Source organism: Streptomyces sp. NPDC058678, assembly GCF_042714835.1.
Classification (GTDB): Bacteria; Actinomycetota; Actinomycetes; order Streptomycetales; family Streptomycetaceae; genus Streptomyces.
The window spans coordinates 61,836-78,328 of sequence record NZ_JBHXSG010000041.1; the positions used below are offsets into that span (position 1 = coordinate 61,836).

Sequence of the window (16,493 nt, forward strand, 5' to 3'; positions counted from 1 at the left end):
TAACGGAGCAACCCCTCAGGCCGCCACCCCCTCCACCACGTCCGCCACCACACAGCTCACGTTGTCCGGGCCGCCGGCCGCGTTCGCCTCGGCGATCAGGGCGCGTACGGCCCCGTCGGGGGCCGGGGTGGAGGTGAGGAGGGTGCGGATACGGTCGTCGGGGACGACGGTGGAGAGGCCGTCGGAGCACAGGAGGTACCGGTCGCCGGGGTGGGCGTCGTGGAGGCGGAGGTCCGGCGTCGCGGGGGCGGCGGACGGGAGGGCCTTCAGGAGCAGGGAGCGCTGGGGATGGGCCGTGGCCTCCTCGGGCGTGAGGCGGCCCTCGTCGATCAGCGCCTGGACCACCGTGTGGTCGTGGGTGATGCGGAAGAGGCCGCCGTCGCGGAGCAGATACGCGCGCGAGTCGCCGATGTGGACCAGGGCGAGACGGGAACCCGTCCACAGCAGGGCGGTCAGGGTGGTGCCGATGCCGTCAGCGCCCCGGGCGATGTCCTGGACCGCCTCCGTCGCGCCCCGCACCGCGTCCTCCAGCAGGTTGAGGACGTTGCCCGCCGGCACCTCCTCCGTGTCCAGGAACTTCAGCGCCTCGACGGCGGCGCTGCTCGCGTACGCGCCCGCCGGTCCGCAGCCGTCCGCGACCGCGAGCAGCCGGGTGCCCGCGTACGCGGTGTCCTGGTTCTCGGGGCGGACCTGCCCCCGGTCCGAGTGGGCGAAGTAACGCAGTTCCAGCATGGTGGTGTCCTTCCTCGGTGTGGTGGTCAGTTGGTCCACGAGGAACGCGGCGAGATCCCGCCGTACGGCCGTCTCCGCCTCGACCCGCGCCCAGTAGGCGCGGATCTCCCGGGCGGCGGCGGAAGGTTCGAGGGCACACACCTCACGGATCCGGGCCAGCGGCATCCCGAGCCGCCGCAGCCACGCCACCAGCCGCGCCTGCTCCAGCTGTGCGACCGCGTAGTACCGGTATCCCGTGTCGGGGTCCACCCGCGCCGGGCGCAGCAACTCCAGCTCGTCGTACAGCCGCAGCGCCTTGGGCGAGAGCCGGCACGCCTTCGAGAAGGCGCCGATCGTCAGCCATTCCATGAGGGTCCCCCCGTCCGTTCCTCACCACCGATGCTGGGGCTTCCCCGAAGGGGAAGGTCAAATGGGTTGTCACGGTTGCGGGGGCGGCGGTTAGCCTGCCGGCCCGAGCCGTATGAGAAGGAGCCCGCCGTGCCCCGTGTCGCCCTCGTCACCTATGACCCCCGGCCGGAGACCAGCAAGGACGACGACCTGCCCGTCCTGCTGGCGGGGCTGCGCGCGGCCGGGGCCGAGGCGGACACCGTGTTCTGGGACGACGCCGGGGTGGACTGGGCCGCCTACGACCTCGCCGTGATCCGGTCGACGTGGGACTACAGCTGGCGGGCGGCCGAGTTCGTGGCGTGGGCGGAGCGGTGCGGCAAGGCGACGAGGCTCGCGAATCCGGCCCAGGTGGTGCGGTGGAACACCGACAAGCGGTACCTCGGGGATCTGACGGCGGCGGGGGTGCCCGTCGTCCCCACCCGGTACCTCGCGCCCGGCGACCCGGCCGACCTGCCCGACGACCGCGAGTACGTCGTCAAGCCCACCTCCGGCGCCGGCGCCCGTTACGCCGCGCGCTACACGCCCGAGCAGCACGAGACGGCCGTACGACACCTCGCGCGCATGCACGGGGAGGGGCTCACGGCGATGGTGCAGCCGTACATGCGGAGCATCGACGCGGCCGGCGAACGGGCGCTGCAGTTCTACGGCGGCCGCCTCCTGCACGCCAGCCGCAAGCGGGCCGTCCTCGCTCCCGGCACGGCCTTCGACGCGGACAAGGTCGCCCACCCGGGCCTGGAGCCCTGGACCCCCACCCCGGCCGAACTCTCCGTCGCCGAGCGGGCCCTGGCCGCCGTACCGGACGCGGAGGAACTGCTGTACGCCCGAGTCGACCTGGTGGACGGGGACGACGGGCAGCCGCGGGTGATGGAGCTGGAGCTGGTCGAGCCGAACCTGTTCCTGTTCCTGCATCCGGACTCGGTGGGGGCGGTGGTCACGGCGATCCTGGCGGCGGCTCGCTGATCAGGTCGGTATGTCGTCCGCGTGCCCGGGGCCGCCGTCTGCCAGGAGCGCCGCCGACAGACAGCCCGCGGCGAAGGAGTCGCCGGCGCCGACCCGCCCGGCCGTCTCGCCCCACACGGAACATCGTGGCCTAACCGCCGTCGGCGGACCGGTCGTCGACCGCCACCCGCTGCAGCAGCCCCCACGTGAACTCGGCGGCGCACTCCCACCGCACGCCGTCACGGTCCGGGGCCGTGAAGGCCAGCCCCCAGCGCGTCGGCGCCGTCCCCTGGAGGGGGCGGGCCGGGGCGAAGGCGCGGGCGGCCTCGTCGACCGTGCAGGACCAGGGGGTGAGGTCGTCGAGGGTCCGCAGCGAAGGCCCCTCGGCTCCGGGGGCGCGGATCAGCCACTCGTTCCAGACGGTGCCGTTCGGGGCGAGGAGCACCTCGAAGCGGAGGTCGGGCCAGAGGGGGAGGGGCCACAGGCGGGCCTCGCACTCGAGGTCGCCGATCCTGCGCGTGAGTACCGACTCGGGTTCGCCGAGGACCGAACGGTAGCGGGAGGCGGCGGACCGGGACCGCGGGGAGCGGACCATCGCCTGCCAGCGCCGGTTGGCCTCCCGCATGTCCGCGATCGAGACGCCCAGCTCGTGCCGGGCGCGCTCCACCAGGTCGGGATTGTGGTCGGCCATGCGGCGCAGCAGCACCAGCTGGAAGTCGAGACGGGTGAAGGGGCTGGCCGGGGGCTTTCCGGAGGGCATGCGGACCATCGTCCCCCACCCGACTCCCCGGCGCTCCGCTTCCGGGCGCCTCGGTCGGTGCCGAGGGGGGGCGGCCGTACTCAGCCGTTCGGGCCTCCGCGCTCCTCCGATCCCGGCTTCGCCCGACCGGGGGGACCCCCGTGCGCCCTCGACACCGACGCGCTCTCCGGCTCCGCGCGCCGGGCCCCCGGACGCCGGCCGTCCGGGAGGAACAGCACCGAGTTCACGTACCGCGGGCGCTTGCGGAAGGGCAGGACGCGGCGCAGCAGGCCGTGGGCGACGACGTACGAGGCCACCGACTGATGGGCCTCCAGGGGGAAGCCGGCCAGCGGCACCCAGTTGTCGCGGGGCAGCACCCAGCCGTCGTAGCCGAGCATGGACAGATACGTCACCACCGGAGCGATCGGCTGGATCCGGGACTCCAGCTCGACGAACAGGGCCGGCCGGTCGCGCGCCAGCAGGCCCGTCGCCCCGCGCAGCACCGCCAGCTCGCTCCCGTCCACGTCGACCTTGATGAAGCCGACGTCGCGCAGGGCCAGCTCGTCGAGGGTGATGCAGGGGACGTCCAGCGCACGGCCGTGGATGTCCCGGCGGACCAGCGACGACACGCCCCGGTCGCCCGCGTCGTCCGGCGGCAGCCACAGCCGGGCCGTGCCCGGGCGGTCCGCGGCGGCGGCCTGGATCACCCGGACGTTCGCCGGGGTCGCCGAGGTCAGCAGCCGCGCCAGATGGGGGACCGGCTCGACGGTCACCACCCGGCGTGCCCGTCCGGACAGCCGCCGCGTCCAGGGGCCGTACCAGCCGCCGACGTCCACGGCCGTACCGCAGTCCTCCGGGCACAGGTCGGGCAGCCGCGCCAACTCCGGTTCGAACCGCGGGTAGACGGCTCTGGCGGCGGCGGCGACCAGGCGGGTGGGGAGGTGGGGGGCCACGCGGGCCGCCCAGGTGCGCGCGGGGCCCGTCATGGAGTCATCCGTTTCAGTAGGCCGTCATGCTCGTCGTCCGAGACCTGCTCCCCGGAGGACGGCAGCAGTTGGGGGATGCCGTCGAGGATCGGATAACGCCGCTGCAGGCGCGGGTTGTAGAGGATCTCGGTCTGTTCCGGGCCGTCCGGCGGGACGAGGTGCAGCGGCCCCTTGTCGAGCGGGCACGCGAGGATCTTCAGCAGGGGGTCGTCGGGTTTCACGGGGGTGTCAACTCCTTGGCACCGAGGGAGGGTTGGGGCGCCTGGTCGTGCTTCGGCATGCTCAGAAGTACGGCGACCGCGAGCACGATGCCCGCGAGGCGCAGCGCGAGTCTGATCGGGTCGTGCGGCAGCGCCTCGCCGAACGAGAGCGTGCCGAGCACCGCCGTGTACAGGCAGGTCACGGTCGTGCACACGGGAACGATCAACGAGGCGCGGCAGCGTTGCAGCGCCGCCTGCGACATGACGAGACCGAACGCGCCGGTGAAGAGCAGGAGATACGGATACGGGGAACGGAGCACGTCGAGCACGGCCCCGCCCAAACCGTCCGCCGTGAGGTAGCTCGACATGCCCTTGATCGCGAGCGAGCTGACGCCGTACAGCAGGCCCACCGCCACCCCGTACTCCACGCCCGTCGTCGGTGCGCGGTGGCGGTGCCGGGTGCGGCGCTCGGCGGAGTTGTACAGCCACACGCCCGCCGCCAGCGACGGCACGCACACCAGCAGGATCAGCGGGTAGGGCGCCTCCTGGCTCACCGTGTCGGAGCTCTCGCGCAGCGACAGGACGACCATCACGAGCGCGGCGAGGATCGCGCCCAGCGCGTACCGTTCGCGGCCGGTGGTCTCCTCGCCGAGCAGCCGCGCGGACAGCATCACGAGCAGCACCAGACCGGACACGAAGATGCCCTGCGCGGCGGCGATCGGCAGCGTCCGGTACACGGCGAGCTGCGCGCCGAATCCGGCGGCGAGCGAGAGCGACCCCCCGATCCAGAGGGGGCTGCGCAGCACGAGGGCGAGCAGCCGGGCCGGCTGCCGGAAACTGACCTCGGGCAGGGCGGCCAGGGCCCGTTTCTCCAGGACGAATCCGGTGCTGTAGAGGACGTTCGCCAGCAGGGCCGCGGCCACTCCCCACCACATCGCCGTCCCCCTACGTCTTTCGCGCGTGCAGCAGCAGGATCGACGCGAGGGACGGTCTGGCACAGGCCAGCCGGTCCAGCGGCCGCAGGGGGCGCGGTACGCCGTGGAAGGGGGCGCCTTCGAGCCGTACGACCTCGAAGCCGGCCGCGCCGACGAACTCCCGCAGCGCGCGGGCCGTGTACAGCCGCAGATGTCCTACCACCTCCCGCCCGGGCCGGCCGTGAATGCCCCGCAGGCTGACCTCGGAGAACACGGGCTGGACGCCCGCCAGCAGCAGGGCACGGTTGTACCAGGCGGCCAGGTTCGGCGTGGACAGCATGAGGTGGCCTCCCGGGCGCAGGACGCGGCGGATCTCGTCGAGCGCGGCGTCCGGGTCGACGAGGTGCTCGATCACCTCGCTGAACAGCACGGCGTCGGCGGAGCCGGTACCGAACGGGAGGCCGCTGCCGCTGAGTTCGCCCCTGATCGCGTACGTCAGGTGTGCGCGGGCGCGTTTCAGGGCGTCCTGGGACCAGTCGACGCCGACGATGCGGTGGCCGGGGAGGAGGGGAGCGGCGGTGGCCGCCGCGGTGCCGTCGCCGCAGCCGATGTCGAGGATCGTCTGTGCCCGCCCGGTGCCGAGGGCGGATGCCAGCATGCGGGCCTGGCGGAGGGAGCGGGGGGTGCCGGAGGCCACCGGGACGGCGGGATCCTCGTAGAAGTCCCGGAGGTCTTTCGGGAGCTGCGCGGTAGAGGTCATGTGCCGGCCTCCGTGGTGTGCAGGTAGTGCTCGAAGAGGTCCCGCAGGTGGGCTCCGTCGCCGTGCCCGAGCAGGGATCGCGACCAGCGCAGGGCGAGGTGCAGGCGGCCCGCGGTGGACGCGGTGGTGACGGTGAGCCCGCGGGGCATCCGGGCCGGCGCGGAGAACCACACGGCGTGCGCGCGGCCGGCCTCCTCGCCGAAGTCCAGGGGGTAGGGGATCCGCCCGATGTTGCTGAGGAGGGTCGTCGACGTCCAGGGCGCGGCGGCCCTGCGCAGGCCCCGGGTGAGCGCGGCGCGCCACGCCACCGGGGTGACCGGGGCGGTCAGGAGGGAGGCGCCGTGGCCCAGTTGAGGGCGGGGGAGGGACTTGAGGACCCGCGTGCGGGTTGCCGTGCGGCGCAGGAGATCGGGCATCGGGGGGTGGTCCAACTCCTCCGGTGCGAAGGGGACTTCGACCAGTCGGGTGCCGTTGCCGATGGGCATGGTGGTGTCGCGGGGGCGGTCGTCCACGGGCATGGTGATGCGCAGGGGGCGGGGTCGGACGCCGTGTTCCCTGTTCCAGTGGGCGATGGTGAGCGCCGTGGTGACCATGAGCTGGTCGTTCACGGTGTACGGGGAGCCCTTGGGACGGTGCGGCAGCGCGAGCTCGGTGACGAGGAGGCCGTTGCCGGGGGAGAGCTCAGGGGCGCCGGGCGCCACGCGGGCGGGTCTGGCCCAGTTGGAGGGGGTGTCTTCGGGCGGCTGCGGGGGCTCGGGGGCACGTCGCGGCGGGGCTGCGGGGGCGTTGTCCTTGCCGCCGTACAGCTCCGCGGCGGTGGCGAGTACGCGGAGGCAGGCGGGGCCGTCGAGGGCGGTGTGGTTGATGGTGAGGAAGAGGACGGTGCCTGGGGGGCGTTGGCCGGGGTTGCTGCCGGGGGGTGGGGGTGCTTGCCCGCCCTCGCGGGGTGCCGCTGCGCCCACCCGTGCCGCCCCAGCGGCACGACTGCCCGCAGCTGCGGCGGCTGCGCGGGCGTCGGCCCCTGCCGGCATGCCGCCTGCCGCTGCCGGTCCCGGCGCCGACGCGGCCGTGCGGCTACGCGGAGCTGCGACGGATGCGCCGACTCCATCCGTCGCCTCGCTCCCCTCGACCGGCCCCGCCCCCTCCACCACCTCCAACCGCACCGGCGGCGAAGCCGAAAGCGGTGGTGCCTCCACCAGCGCCCGCGTCCGCGCGTCCCGTAACGCGTCCCTCCCCGGCGCCGGAAAGCTCACCACCTCCACGTCGGGTTCCGCCGTCAGTTCCCACTCGTAGCGGCGGCGGTACCACCGCCCCGCCGCCTCCCGCATGAGGACGCGCGGATGCCGGTGCAGCGCCTCCGTGAAGGCCTTCCGCAGGCGCGCCGGGTCCAGATGCCCCGGCAGGTGCACCTCGATGTGGACCGTCTCCGGCTCCTCCTCCTGGAGACAGTGCCGGGCCACCTCGTCCACCACCGGGAACGGGATGCGCAGCGGTGTGCTGGTCATGCGGGTTCGTCCCTCCCCTTGTCCGCCTCGACCGGCGGCTGTGGCCGGGTGGGCGCCTCGGACGCCACGGGTGTCCCGGTCCGCTCCCGGACGCTCACCAGCCCGGCGAACAGTGCGATCAACGCCAGCAGTTGGGCCGCGTGCCCGAACGCCCCCTCCTCCGCGCCGACCGGCTCCCCGGCCCCGACCGCCGCCGCGATCCCCGCGCCCGCGAGGGCCACGAAGGCGATCGGTACGAGGAGCGAGTGCCGCCGGTACGCGAGGAGCGCCAGCGCCGGTACGAGCAGGGCGAACCACCCGGCGATCACGATGCCCACCAGCGTGAGCGCCACCGTGCCGAGCCACAGGCCGGGCGTGGGCGGGAGCGGCTGCGGGTCGTCCGGGTTGGGGGCGTGCCGCCGCCACAGCACCAGGCCCAGCAGGGCGACCAGCGCCACCCCGCTGCCGATCAGCCCGGCGTCGTACGTCGTCGAGGGCTCGTACGACAGCTTCACCGTGCCGCCGGCCCCCGCCGGGATCCGCCAGCCCTGCTGCCAGCCGTCCAGCCGCACCGGCGACAGTTCCTTGCCGTTCAGTGTGGCCTTCCAGCCGTCGTTGTGGTTCTCGTACGTCGTGAGGTAGGAGGCCGCGCCCGAGCCGACCGTCACCGCTCGCTGGTCGCCCAGCCAGTCCCGTATCCGCAGGTCACGCGCGACCGGGGTGGGCTGCGTGACCGTGCCCCGGGTCAGTGTCACGTCGGTCAGGGTGAGCGGTCCGGCGTCCCCGCCCTCGACCCGGTGGGAGCCGGCCGACAGCTCCAACTCGCTGTCGGCGCGCCCGGACTGGCAGAGCGTCACGTCGACCGCCCGCCGCTCGGTCAGGTCCCGTACGGCTCCCTTCACGCTCGTCGGATACAGCTTCCCGTCCACCGCCAGCACCGGCCCCGACCCGCACGGCAGCGAGAAGGTGCGCGTGGCCTTGGGCTGGGGGGTGCGGTAGCCGTCGAGGGCCGGGATGTACGCCTCCGTGAGGCCGACCGGCAGTTGCAGGTCCTCGTCGGCGACCGGGTTGTGCAGGGTCATCGGGGCCGTCTTGGTGATGGTGATGTCCAGGCGGTCCGTGGTGATCGCCGGGAAGCGGACCCAGCCGTTGTCGTCGACACCGGCGATCACCGCGCCGTCGGGGGAGCTGATGTCGACCTCGGTGGGCCGGGTGGACAGGCCGCCCGCGGCGGGCAGGACGATCTCGCCGACCGGCTGTTTGTCGGGCCAGCGCAGGTGGATCGTGGGCCGGTCGCCCGCGATCCACGCCGTCGTCAGGTCGCCGTCGGTGAGGTTGCGTGCCGACAGGCCCGCGCCGAGAGCGGCCGTGGAGTCGGCGGTCGCCGTGATGCGGCCGGCCTGGTCGGGCGCGATCTCGTACAGCAGCCGGTCGAGTTCCTCACCGGTGACCGGGACCGCGCTCGCCTTCACCTCGTACGTCCCCGCCGTCTCCGTGGAGAAGCGGCGGTGCAGACCCGCCTCCGTGCCCGTCGGGGAGAACCCGGCCGGGTCGGCGGTGCGGTGCAGGGAGACGACCTCGGCGGAGGCGGCTGCGCTCTCGGAGTTCGCGGCGTCGGTGGGCAGCCGGAGCAGACGGGTCACCTGGACGTCCGGCAGGTCGATCTCGGCGAAGCCCGCGCCCGCGAGCCCGGCCCGCCGGGCCACCGAGTCGGTGATCGTCAGTTTCATCCAACCCGTCGCGCCCGCAGGCGCCTTGACGCGCTGTGTCGAGCCGTCCGGGCGGAGGAAGCTGCTCACCGAGCCCTTCTCCGTCTCCACCCGCACCCGTGTCGGCGCCGACCGCACGCTCTCCTGCGGCAACGGCGTGACCTTGAAGGAGGACGGCATGTCGAACTCGTCGTCCGAAAAGGCGATCCGCAGCCACTGGCCGTTCGGCGAGCCCGCCACGCCCTCCGTCCACGCCGTGTCCGGGTTGCCGTCGAAGGCGTTCACCGGATCGAACTGCGGCAGGTGGAACAGCCAGTTGCCGTACGAGGAGGCCGTGACCGCGCGGGCGCCGCGCAGTTCGGCCACCGTCTGGTGGTCCTGGCCCGTGACCGGCAGGATCTGGTGCGGTGCGTCGCCGGCGTCCTGGGCGGCGCCGGACGCGTTGCGTTCGTCGCGGGTGTACGTGTACGAGGTGTTCGCGTTGACCAGCCCGAAGCGGGTGTCCGCGCGGCGCAGCCCGTCGCCGACCACCTGGAGCGGCGGGGTGCCGAGCCCGGGATGGTTGTCACCGGTCAGGACGGTCGCCCGGCCGCGCAGTTCGGTCGCCAGCGGCAGCAGGGCTTCCGGGCCGCCGGAGACCACCGCGGTGTCGGCGACCGGAGCCAGGCCGGCCTGCCCGGGCCGCCGCACGTCCTCGCTCGCGGGACGGTAGATCTCCACCGCCCGCTGCCTCGGGTACAGGCCCTCGATCTGGAGCGGGGTGTCGGGCTGGATCCTGCCGCCCGTCATGAGCGGGCCGAGACCCGTCACCCGCTCGTAGCCGGACTGCTCCAGGGTCCGCTTCACCGTCGAGGTCGGCACGTTGCCGATCTGGTCGGGGTCGAGATCATTGCGGACGACGACGTAGTAGACGCCCGCACGGCTCAAGTAGTCGGCCAGACCCGGGACTTCGCCGCCGGTGAGCAGCGCTTCCTCCACCGCGTCCATGGCACGCCGGTTGCCGGGGGTGCCGAAGGGGACGTAGTCGCGTTGCGCCCAGCGGGACTCGGCGAGCACGTCGAGGGGCTGGTCGATGGGGGAGCCCCAGGTGTAGATGCCGTGCGCGGTGGCCGGGACGACCAGGGCGCGCGAGTCGGGGGAGTACTTCTCCAGCCAGTCGGCCGTGGAGTGCCAGTACTTGGGGAGCTCCTGGAAGGAACCCGGTTGGAGGATCGAGCCGTTGAGGTACGGCCACATCAGCCCGGGAAGGATGAGCACCGCCGCGATCAGCGGGGCGAACCGGCGGCCCCGCACCTCGCGGGCGCCGCGCGGCTCGGCGGCGACGCCCACCAGGTGGGCGAGGCCCAGCACCAGGGCGAGGGCCAGGCCCACCTGGAACTTGTAGATGTTGCGGAAGGGCGCGAGACCGCCGTTCAGCCAGTCCTGCACGGCCCCGTGGAAGGGCGCGCCGAACGCGCCGCCGTACCCGGCGAGCAGCACCAGGACGGCCGTCAGCACGGTCAGCACCAGCCAGCGCCGCTCCGGCATGTCCCGTCGGGCCAGTCCCGCGAGCCCCAGCCCGGCGGCGAACGCCGAGCAGAGGATCACGACCACCGAGGACGCCACCGTCCAGCCGGCCGGCAGCCAGGACTCCACCAGGTGCAGATAGGCGACCCAGTTGCCGGCTCCGCGCAGCGCCTCCGTCGCCGACATGGTCTCCGTGGTGGTCTGCGAACTCTCCACGTACGGAAGGAAGTTCTCGCCGTAGGTGCCGAGCAGGAGGAGCGGGATCCACCACCAGGACGTCGCGAAGAGCACGCCCGGCACCCACCAGGCGATCAGCTTGCGCTGCCGGGGGCCGGGCGGGCGCGAGAGCAGGTAGAGGCCGGCCGGGAGCAGGGCCGCCAGGGTCGAGGAGGCGTTGACGCCGCCCATGAACGGGACGATCAGTGCCGAGCGCAGGGCGGCGACACGGGCGGTGTAGCGCTCGTCGGCGAGCGGGAGCAGGACCCAGGGCAGGAACGCGCCGGGCAGCGCGGCGGCCGACGTGGAGCCGACGACGATCGTGAACACCGGCCACAGCGCGTACGCCACCGCGGCCAGCAACCGGGAGGTGCCGCTGCCGATGCGCAGCCGCTCGGCCAGCCGCAGCGCACCCCAGAAGGCCACCGACACGACCAGTGACAGCCACAGCCGCTCGATCAGCCACACCGGCAGCTGCACGGCGTGGCCCAGCCAGTAGAAGGGCAGCATCGGCCACACATAGCCGACGTACTGGTCCTGGATTCCGCCGAACGAGCCCTGGTCGTGCCACAACTGGCCGAGGTCCGCGAGGAACCGGCCCGGGTCGGTGGTGACACCGAGCTTGGTGTCGAAGGTCTGACGGCCCGGACGGACCGCCAGGAACAGCACGAACACCACGGCCCAGAACCCCAGCAGCCAGCGCCGTGACCTCGGGCCCTCCGGAGGGCCCGACATGATCGCGGTGGTGGGGACGGCCGCCGGAGGAGGGGCCTGGACCGTGGACGTCGTCATGGTGGACACCGCCGGAGGATGAGGAGGAGGTTCCAGGTGGCCACCTCGCGTATCCCGGGAGCTCTCACGACGGTCTCCGCGAGGAACGGCCAGTAGCGGGAGCGCGCCGAGACGACCGTGACGTCGTCGCGGGCGCGCACCTGCCGCAGGGTCGGGCCGATGTGCACGGCGAACAGGTTCTCGCCGAGGGTGTGCTTGGCGGCCCTTCCGGTACGGCGCCGGTAGCGGGCGCGGGCCCGCTCGGCACCCAGGTAATGCCAGGGCGCCCACTCGTGACCGCCCCACGGGGACAGCCAGTTGGTGAACGACACATAGATCAGCCCGTCGGGCCGGGTCACCCGCACCAGCTCACTGATGAAGGTCTGCGGATCGGCCACGTGCTCCAACACGTTGGAGGAGAAGGTGACGTCCGCGGCCCCGTCGGACAGCGGCAGCAGATAACCGTCGGCGATCACGGTTCCCTCGGGCGGCTTCTCGCCCAGCTCCCGTGCGTCCGGCTCGAAGAGGTGGGCCTGGGCGCCACGCCGCCGGAACTCGGCGGTGAAGTGGCCGCTGCCGCCGCCGACGTCCACGACCGTACGGCCGGCGACCGGCCCGTCGTAGGCCTCCACCTGGTCGACGGCGTCCCGGGCGAGCAGCGAGTAGCAGGCCTCCGGGTCGTCCTGCTCGCGCAGGAAGGCACGGAAGAGGGCGAGGGAGCGCCGGAAGGAGGGGTCCTTCATACCGCGCTGCCGCACAGCGCCCTCCAGGGGGCGCGGGGAACTGCGCGACCAGCCACGCAGGGCGGACACCCGCGAGACGGCCTTTCCGCCACGGCGAGTAGGCGTCACGGCACCCAACCTCGCACCGCCTCGGCGGCCACGGCCCGGAACTGCCTCACGGTCCGATCCCAGCGGTACTGTGCCGCCCGGTCGCGTGCCGCCTTTCCCATCAGCTCCCGGCGATGTCCGGACAGAGCCAACGTGCACCAGGCCGCCGCGAAGGACGACTCGCCGTGGGCAAGGACGCCCGTCTCGCCGTCCACGACCGAGTCGCGCAGGCCGGGGACGTCGAAAGCGATCGACGGGGTCTGCCGGGCGGCGGCCTCGGTGACCACCAGGCCCCACCCCTCCACCGCGGAGGGGTGCAGCAGCAGCCAGGCCTCGCACAGCAGACGGTGCTTCTCGGCTTCGGAGACATGCCCGGTGAACTCGACTCCGGGACCGGCGAGTTGCTCCAGCCGTGCCCGCTCGGGCCCGTCACCGACGATCAGCAGCCGGCCGCCGGTGACCGGCCGCACCCGCTCCCACAGCCTCAGCAGCAGATCGATCCGTTTGTACTCGACGAGCCGGCCCACCGCGACGAACAGCGGCTCGGGGGAACGGCCGGCCCGCGGGCCGGGTTCCTCCACTCCGTTGTGCACGACCCGGATGCGGTCGCGTTCCACGCCGATCGCGCGCAGGGCGTGGGCCGTCGACGGGGAGACGGCGACCAGCAGATTGCGTTGCTGGGCACCGGACAGCGCCCAGTGTTCGAGTCTTCGGCCGATGCGCGCGGCCGGGGCCAGCGGCCCGCCGAACCGCATCGTCCACAGGTCGGTGTGGACGTGGTTGACCAGGCACAGGGTGGGGCCGCGGTGCCAGAGGGGTGCCAGGTACGGCATGCCGTTGCAGACCTCGACCAGCAGGTCGCAGTCGCCTATCTGACGGGTGAAGGCCGAGCGGGCGCGCAGGTAGTGGCCGAACTCGCCGCCGGCCGACACGACCCGGTAGTCACGGTACGAGGCGGGCCCTCCGCACAGCAGGGTCACCTGGTGGCCGAGCCGGGTCAGGCCGTCGGCGAGTCGGTCGACCAGCAGCTCGGAGCCGCCGGCGGCCGGGTTGTCGAGATCTCGATGGGCAAGGAAAACGATACGGCGCGGAGGTGGGGGGAGCGCCGAAGGGTGCTGCGACGCCCGGGGGACCGGGGCGCGCAGGGAGGATGGCACGTGCTGGGGCATGGGTGCTCCAACTCGTCTCAGGGTGCGGAACTCAGCGTGGGGGAAGAGGGTTTTCGGTCTGTGGGGGAACTGGGTGCTTCTTGCGAGGTGGGTGTGGACGGACTGTGTTCGGGTGGGGTGGACAGTTTTCGCCCCGCCGTTCGCCACGGCTACTCACGCAAGTGACAATTTCTGGCTTTATTAGAACTGACGTCACGTCACATCGTGACGGGAACCCTGGACTTCTCGGGTGTTTCGGTGGATTCGGGACGCCTGCGCCCGCGTACCACCAAAACGCCCCCCACGGCCGCCAAAACGAATCCGGCCACAGCCGCCCCGATCGGCAACGTGGTGCCCACCGCGCGCAGTTGGCCACTGTCCCGCTCGGCCTGCCGCACCGCCTCCTTCTGCGTCGCGGTGGTGAACGCGATCTTCCGGCTGTCCAGCAGCACCACCGCGTCCTTGTCCGCGCCGGGTGCCCGCAGCGTGCGCTTGGGGCCCGTCTGGGCGTAGATCACCCGGCCGGTGGCCTGGTCGACGACCAGCTCGACTCCGTGGTTGGAGTACCACTCCTCGGCCAGCACCTGCGGCCGCTGGGGCTGGTCGACGATGGTGCCCGGCACCAGCCGGGAGCCGACCTTCGACGGCGGGACCGTTGCGGTGAACCGGTAACCCGTGTACCCTTGGACCTTTTTCGTACCCCGGTAGTTCAACGTGACCGTCGAGCCGAGAGTGTTGTCCCACCAGCGGTAGGAGCGTTTCTGCACGTCGAACGGGAACTTCAGATAGGCCTCGCCTTCGATGTACGGGGTCTCCTTGCAGCAGTGCACCGGCTCGGTGGTCCTGCGGTCCATGACCCAGCGGTGCGGGACGAAGTCCAGCGCGTCGTGCGGATCGGCGGCCGGCAGCGATTTGTCCGTGTCGACCGTGGTCGTCACGTCCCAGACGGCGTTGCCGCTGCGCTCGCTGTCCGCGACGTTGCCGCGCACCCGCTGGGTGACGGTGATCCGCTGGTCGGGGACGGTTTCGACGCGCTCGGTGTCGAAGACGCTGCCCGTGCCGCGGTAGACGGCGGTGGTGTCGATGTCGATGGGATTGACAGCGGCCCGCGGCTCCACGTACCACGCCAACAAGGGCGCCAGTACCAGCAGAAACGTGCCAATTCCCAGCAGAATCAAAGAGAGTGGTGAGGCTGTACGGCGCATCCGGGCACTCCTGGGGCGTGGGATGACGGAGTTCGGGCCGCTCTATGGGCCGGGAACCGTAGGCGCCCCTTGACGGAGTGTCAATGTCTTGTCGACACTGGGGCCCGACAGACAGGGTGGGACGCCGGGGTGGGACCTCCGCATCGAGCCGGACAGAGAGGCTGACCCTGCGATGTCCAGACTGCTTGCCGCCGCACTAGCCGTGGCGCTCGGCGCCGCCCTTGCCGTGGGCGCGGCACTCGGCGTCGTCGCGCTGCTCGAAGCGACGCCCGACCAGCCCAACACTCCCTTGATCACGTACGAGCAAGCGGGTCAGGGGAGTTGACCCGTGACGCCTCGCCCGGCCACCGTCACCACCCGCTCGGCCTGGCACGAAGTGCCGCGCCTCCAGGTTCGCCGGTTCGCCGCCATCGCCATGGCGGAGGCACCCGAACTCGCCGAGGAGATCCTGCGCGAGATCCGCCGCGAGTACCCGCACCTGCCCGAAGTGCTCGACGAGTCCGGCGAACCGATGGCCCTGATCGGCATCCGCCGGGCCATCGAGGTCTTCGTCCAGCATCTGGAGCACTCCGACCACTCGGAGGGCCGCCCGACCGTACCGCCCGGTGTCTTCCAGGAGTTCGGCCGCGGCGAGGGCCTGGGCGGTCGCAGCCTCGACTCGCTCCAGGCGATCTACCGCATGGGCGTACGGCTGGCCTGGCGCCGTTTCGCCGACATCGGCCAGCGGGTGGAGATCCCGCCGCCGGCGATGTACGAACTGGTGGACGCGGGCTACCAGTACCTCGACGGCCTCGTCGACCAGTCCGTACGCGGCTACGCGGAGGCGGCGGCCCGCCAGGCCGGCGAGCGGTTGCGCCTGCAGCGCCGGCTGATGGAACTGCTGCTGGCCGAATACCACCGCGGCGACCCCGCCGACGCCCTCACCGAACGCGCCGCCCGCATCGGCTGGTCGCTGCCCGAGAAGGTCGCCGTGGGGGTCCTGCTGCGCCCGGCGCGGGAGGCGGTCGCGCCCGCGGTCGGGCAGGGGGTACTGCTCGACATGGAGTACGAGCAGCCCCGCATGGTCGTTCCGGAGCCCGACGCCGCCGGCCGCCCGGAACTCCTGCACCGGGCCCTGACCGGATGGGCGGGCGCGATCGGCCCGCCGGTCCCGCTCGCCGACGCGGCGAAGTCGCTGCGCTGGGCCGAGGCGGCAGTGGGCCTGATGGAACGCGGCCTGCTGCCGGCCGGCGACGTCCTGTACTGCACCGAGCACACCGAGGCCCTCGTCCTCCTCCAGCCCGAGGAACTCATCGACGACCTCGCCCTGCGCTGCCTCGCCCCGCTGACCCACTGCGGGCCGACCCACGGCCGACGACTCGCCGAGACGTTACTGGCGTGGCTGGAGACGCGGGGCGGGGCACCGGAAGTGGCGGCGCGGCTGGGGGTCCATCCGCAGACGGTGCGGTACCGGCTCCGGCAGATCCGCGAGCTGTGGGGCGCCGAGATCGACGACCCCGACCGCCGCTTCGAGCTGGAACTCGTCCTGCGGGCCCAGCGGTTGCGGGGGACGCTGGGGGAGGCACGGGGGCGGGGGTGAGGGAGCGGGACACCGCGCGGAGGGGCGTACGGCCGGCCGGATACGCTGCGCCGCATGTCCGCCGAGCCCGGCCTCACCGATGCCGCCACACCCGCCTGCCCTGACTGCGGTCGGCCGCTGGCCGCCCGTGGCATGGTTCTGGTCCGGCGTACGGACGACGGTCGCCGGGTCTGCCGGGCGGTCCTTCGCTGTGCCGCGCGGCACACCTGGTGGCAGTGGGCAGACCGTCCGGACGCCGGGCTGGAACGCTGCCCGTATCCGCAGCTGTTCTGAAGCCGCACCGAAACGACGACCGGGGTGGGGGGGGGGGGGGGGGCCCCCCCCCCCCCCCCCCGGGCCCCCCCCCCCGGGGGGGGGGGCCCCCCGGAGTTGACCGGCCCCCCCCCCC

15 protein-coding genes are annotated in these 16,493 nt (G+C 73.0%); 4 read left to right on the forward strand and 11 right to left on the reverse strand.

The genetic code is table 11. The annotated features are described in order from the left end of the window. Positions 1 to 15: 15 nt before the first annotated feature. Entirely contained in the window at positions 16 to 1,080 is a 1,065-nt protein-coding gene (locus ACFWWR_RS31265) for a MerR family transcriptional regulator (RefSeq protein WP_383868630.1), read from the reverse strand. A gap of 129 nt (positions 1,081 to 1,209) precedes the next feature. On the opposite strand from ACFWWR_RS31265, the gene ACFWWR_RS31270 reads away from it, so the two are divergent. Further along, positions 1,210 to 2,079 (forward strand): RimK family alpha-L-glutamate ligase, encoded by an 870-nt coding sequence (locus tag ACFWWR_RS31270; protein ID WP_383868632.1) that lies wholly within the window; start codon positions 1,210 to 1,212, stop codon positions 2,077 to 2,079. 130 nt (positions 2,080 to 2,209) lie between these two features. Here ACFWWR_RS31270 and ACFWWR_RS31275 read toward each other — a convergent pair whose 3' ends face one another. The 10 genes from ACFWWR_RS31275 to ACFWWR_RS31320 all read right to left on the reverse strand — a co-directional run bounded on the left by ACFWWR_RS31275 (position 2,210) and on the right by ACFWWR_RS31320 (position 14,526). Beyond that, on the reverse strand, positions 2,210 to 2,827 hold the full coding sequence (locus tag ACFWWR_RS31275; RefSeq protein WP_384306726.1) for a hypothetical protein: 618 nt from the start codon (positions 2,825 to 2,827) through the stop codon (positions 2,210 to 2,212). Positions 2,828 to 2,898: 71 nt separating this feature from the next. Continuing rightward, positions 2,899 to 3,783 carry an FkbM family methyltransferase gene (locus tag ACFWWR_RS31280; protein ID WP_384306729.1) on the reverse strand — a complete coding sequence of 295 codons (885 nt, stop codon included), beginning with the start codon at positions 3,781 to 3,783 and terminating at the stop codon, positions 2,899 to 2,901. After that, positions 3,780 to 4,004: a Trm112 family protein gene (locus ACFWWR_RS31285; protein ID WP_383868643.1), complete on the reverse strand. Its 225-nt coding sequence runs from the start codon at positions 4,002 to 4,004 to the stop codon at positions 3,780 to 3,782. Before ACFWWR_RS31285 ends, ACFWWR_RS31280 begins: the two co-directional genes overlap by 4 nt. Beyond that, positions 4,001 to 4,906 (reverse strand): hypothetical protein, encoded by a 906-nt coding sequence (locus tag ACFWWR_RS31290; protein ID WP_384306758.1) that lies wholly within the window; start codon positions 4,904 to 4,906, stop codon positions 4,001 to 4,003. Before ACFWWR_RS31290 ends, ACFWWR_RS31285 begins: the two co-directional genes overlap by 4 nt. Positions 4,907 to 4,928: 22 nt before the next feature. Then, positions 4,929 to 5,657 carry a methyltransferase domain-containing protein gene (locus ACFWWR_RS31295; RefSeq protein ID WP_383868646.1) on the reverse strand — a complete coding sequence of 243 codons (729 nt, stop codon included), beginning with the start codon at positions 5,655 to 5,657 and terminating at the stop codon, positions 4,929 to 4,931. Further along, positions 5,654 to 7,162, reverse strand: coding sequence for a condensation protein (locus tag ACFWWR_RS31300; RefSeq protein WP_384306732.1), 1,509 nt, complete (start codon positions 7,160 to 7,162; stop codon positions 5,654 to 5,656). Before ACFWWR_RS31300 ends, ACFWWR_RS31295 begins: the two co-directional genes overlap by 4 nt. After that, positions 7,159 to 11,364: an alpha-(1->3)-arabinofuranosyltransferase family protein gene (locus tag ACFWWR_RS31305; protein ID WP_384306761.1), complete on the reverse strand. Its 4,206-nt coding sequence runs from the start codon at positions 11,362 to 11,364 to the stop codon at positions 7,159 to 7,161. The genes ACFWWR_RS31300 and ACFWWR_RS31305 overlap by 4 nt, the downstream gene beginning before the upstream one ends. After that, positions 11,361 to 12,086 carry a class I SAM-dependent methyltransferase gene (locus ACFWWR_RS31310; protein WP_383868731.1) on the reverse strand — a complete coding sequence of 242 codons (726 nt, stop codon included), beginning with the start codon at positions 12,084 to 12,086 and terminating at the stop codon, positions 11,361 to 11,363. The genes ACFWWR_RS31305 and ACFWWR_RS31310 overlap by 4 nt, the downstream gene beginning before the upstream one ends. 104 nt (positions 12,087 to 12,190) lie before the next feature. Next, positions 12,191 to 13,342, reverse strand: a complete 1,152-nt coding sequence (locus ACFWWR_RS31315) for a glycosyltransferase family 4 protein (RefSeq protein WP_383868654.1) — start codon at positions 13,340 to 13,342, stop codon at positions 12,191 to 12,193. Between the two features lie 197 nt (positions 13,343 to 13,539). Next, the gene (locus tag ACFWWR_RS31320) at positions 13,540 to 14,526 is read right to left on the reverse strand and encodes a DUF3068 domain-containing protein (protein ID WP_383868657.1); all 987 of its coding nucleotides are present in this window, start codon (positions 14,524 to 14,526) and stop codon (positions 13,540 to 13,542) included. Between the two features lie 172 nt (positions 14,527 to 14,698). On the opposite strand from ACFWWR_RS31320, the gene ACFWWR_RS31325 reads away from it, so the two are divergent. Genes ACFWWR_RS31325 through ACFWWR_RS31335 form a run of 3 tightly spaced genes read left to right on the forward strand, consistent with a single transcriptional unit; the run spans position 14,699 to position 16,378 of the window. Further along, positions 14,699 to 14,851: a hypothetical protein gene (locus tag ACFWWR_RS31325; RefSeq protein WP_266439968.1), complete on the forward strand. Its 153-nt coding sequence runs from the start codon at positions 14,699 to 14,701 to the stop codon at positions 14,849 to 14,851. A gap of 3 nt (positions 14,852 to 14,854) precedes the next feature. Continuing rightward, positions 14,855 to 16,105 carry a PucR family transcriptional regulator gene (locus ACFWWR_RS31330; RefSeq protein WP_383868660.1) on the forward strand — a complete coding sequence of 417 codons (1,251 nt, stop codon included), beginning with the start codon at positions 14,855 to 14,857 and terminating at the stop codon, positions 16,103 to 16,105. Between the two features lie 54 nt (positions 16,106 to 16,159). Continuing rightward, positions 16,160 to 16,378, forward strand: coding sequence for a dehydrogenase (locus tag ACFWWR_RS31335; RefSeq protein WP_383868663.1), 219 nt, complete (start codon positions 16,160 to 16,162; stop codon positions 16,376 to 16,378). The last annotated feature ends 115 nt before the right edge of the window (positions 16,379 to 16,493 follow it).

Excerpts from the sequence above, each read along its gene's own strand:
- ACFWWR_RS31265 (WP_383868630.1), bottom strand. The coding sequence starts at position 1,080 with ATGGAATGGCTGACGATCGGCGCCTTCTCGAAGGCGTGCCGGCTCTCG.
- ACFWWR_RS31275 (WP_384306726.1), bottom strand. The coding sequence starts at position 2,827 with ATGGTCCGCATGCCCTCCGGAAAGCCCCCGGCCAGCCCCTTCACCCGT.
- ACFWWR_RS31280 (WP_384306729.1), bottom strand. The coding sequence starts at position 3,783 with ATGACGGGCCCCGCGCGCACCTGGGCGGCCCGCGTGGCCCCCCACCTC.
- ACFWWR_RS31295 (WP_383868646.1), bottom strand. The coding sequence starts at position 5,657 with ATGACCTCTACCGCGCAGCTCCCGAAAGACCTCCGGGACTTCTACGAG.
- ACFWWR_RS31300 (WP_384306732.1), bottom strand. The coding sequence starts at position 7,162 with ATGACCAGCACACCGCTGCGCATCCCGTTCCCGGTGGTGGACGAGGTG.
- ACFWWR_RS31305 (WP_384306761.1), bottom strand. The coding sequence starts at position 11,364 with ATGACGACGTCCACGGTCCAGGCCCCTCCTCCGGCGGCCGTCCCCACC.
- ACFWWR_RS31310 (WP_383868731.1), bottom strand. The coding sequence starts at position 12,086 with ATGAAGGACCCCTCCTTCCGGCGCTCCCTCGCCCTCTTCCGTGCCTTC.
- ACFWWR_RS31315 (WP_383868654.1), bottom strand. The coding sequence starts at position 13,342 with ATGCCCCAGCACGTGCCATCCTCCCTGCGCGCCCCGGTCCCCCGGGCG.
- ACFWWR_RS31320 (WP_383868657.1), bottom strand. The coding sequence starts at position 14,526 with ATGCGCCGTACAGCCTCACCACTCTCTTTGATTCTGCTGGGAATTGGC.
- ACFWWR_RS31325 (WP_266439968.1), top strand. The coding sequence starts at position 14,699 with ATGTCCAGACTGCTTGCCGCCGCACTAGCCGTGGCGCTCGGCGCCGCC.
- ACFWWR_RS31335 (WP_383868663.1), top strand. The coding sequence starts at position 16,160 with ATGTCCGCCGAGCCCGGCCTCACCGATGCCGCCACACCCGCCTGCCCT.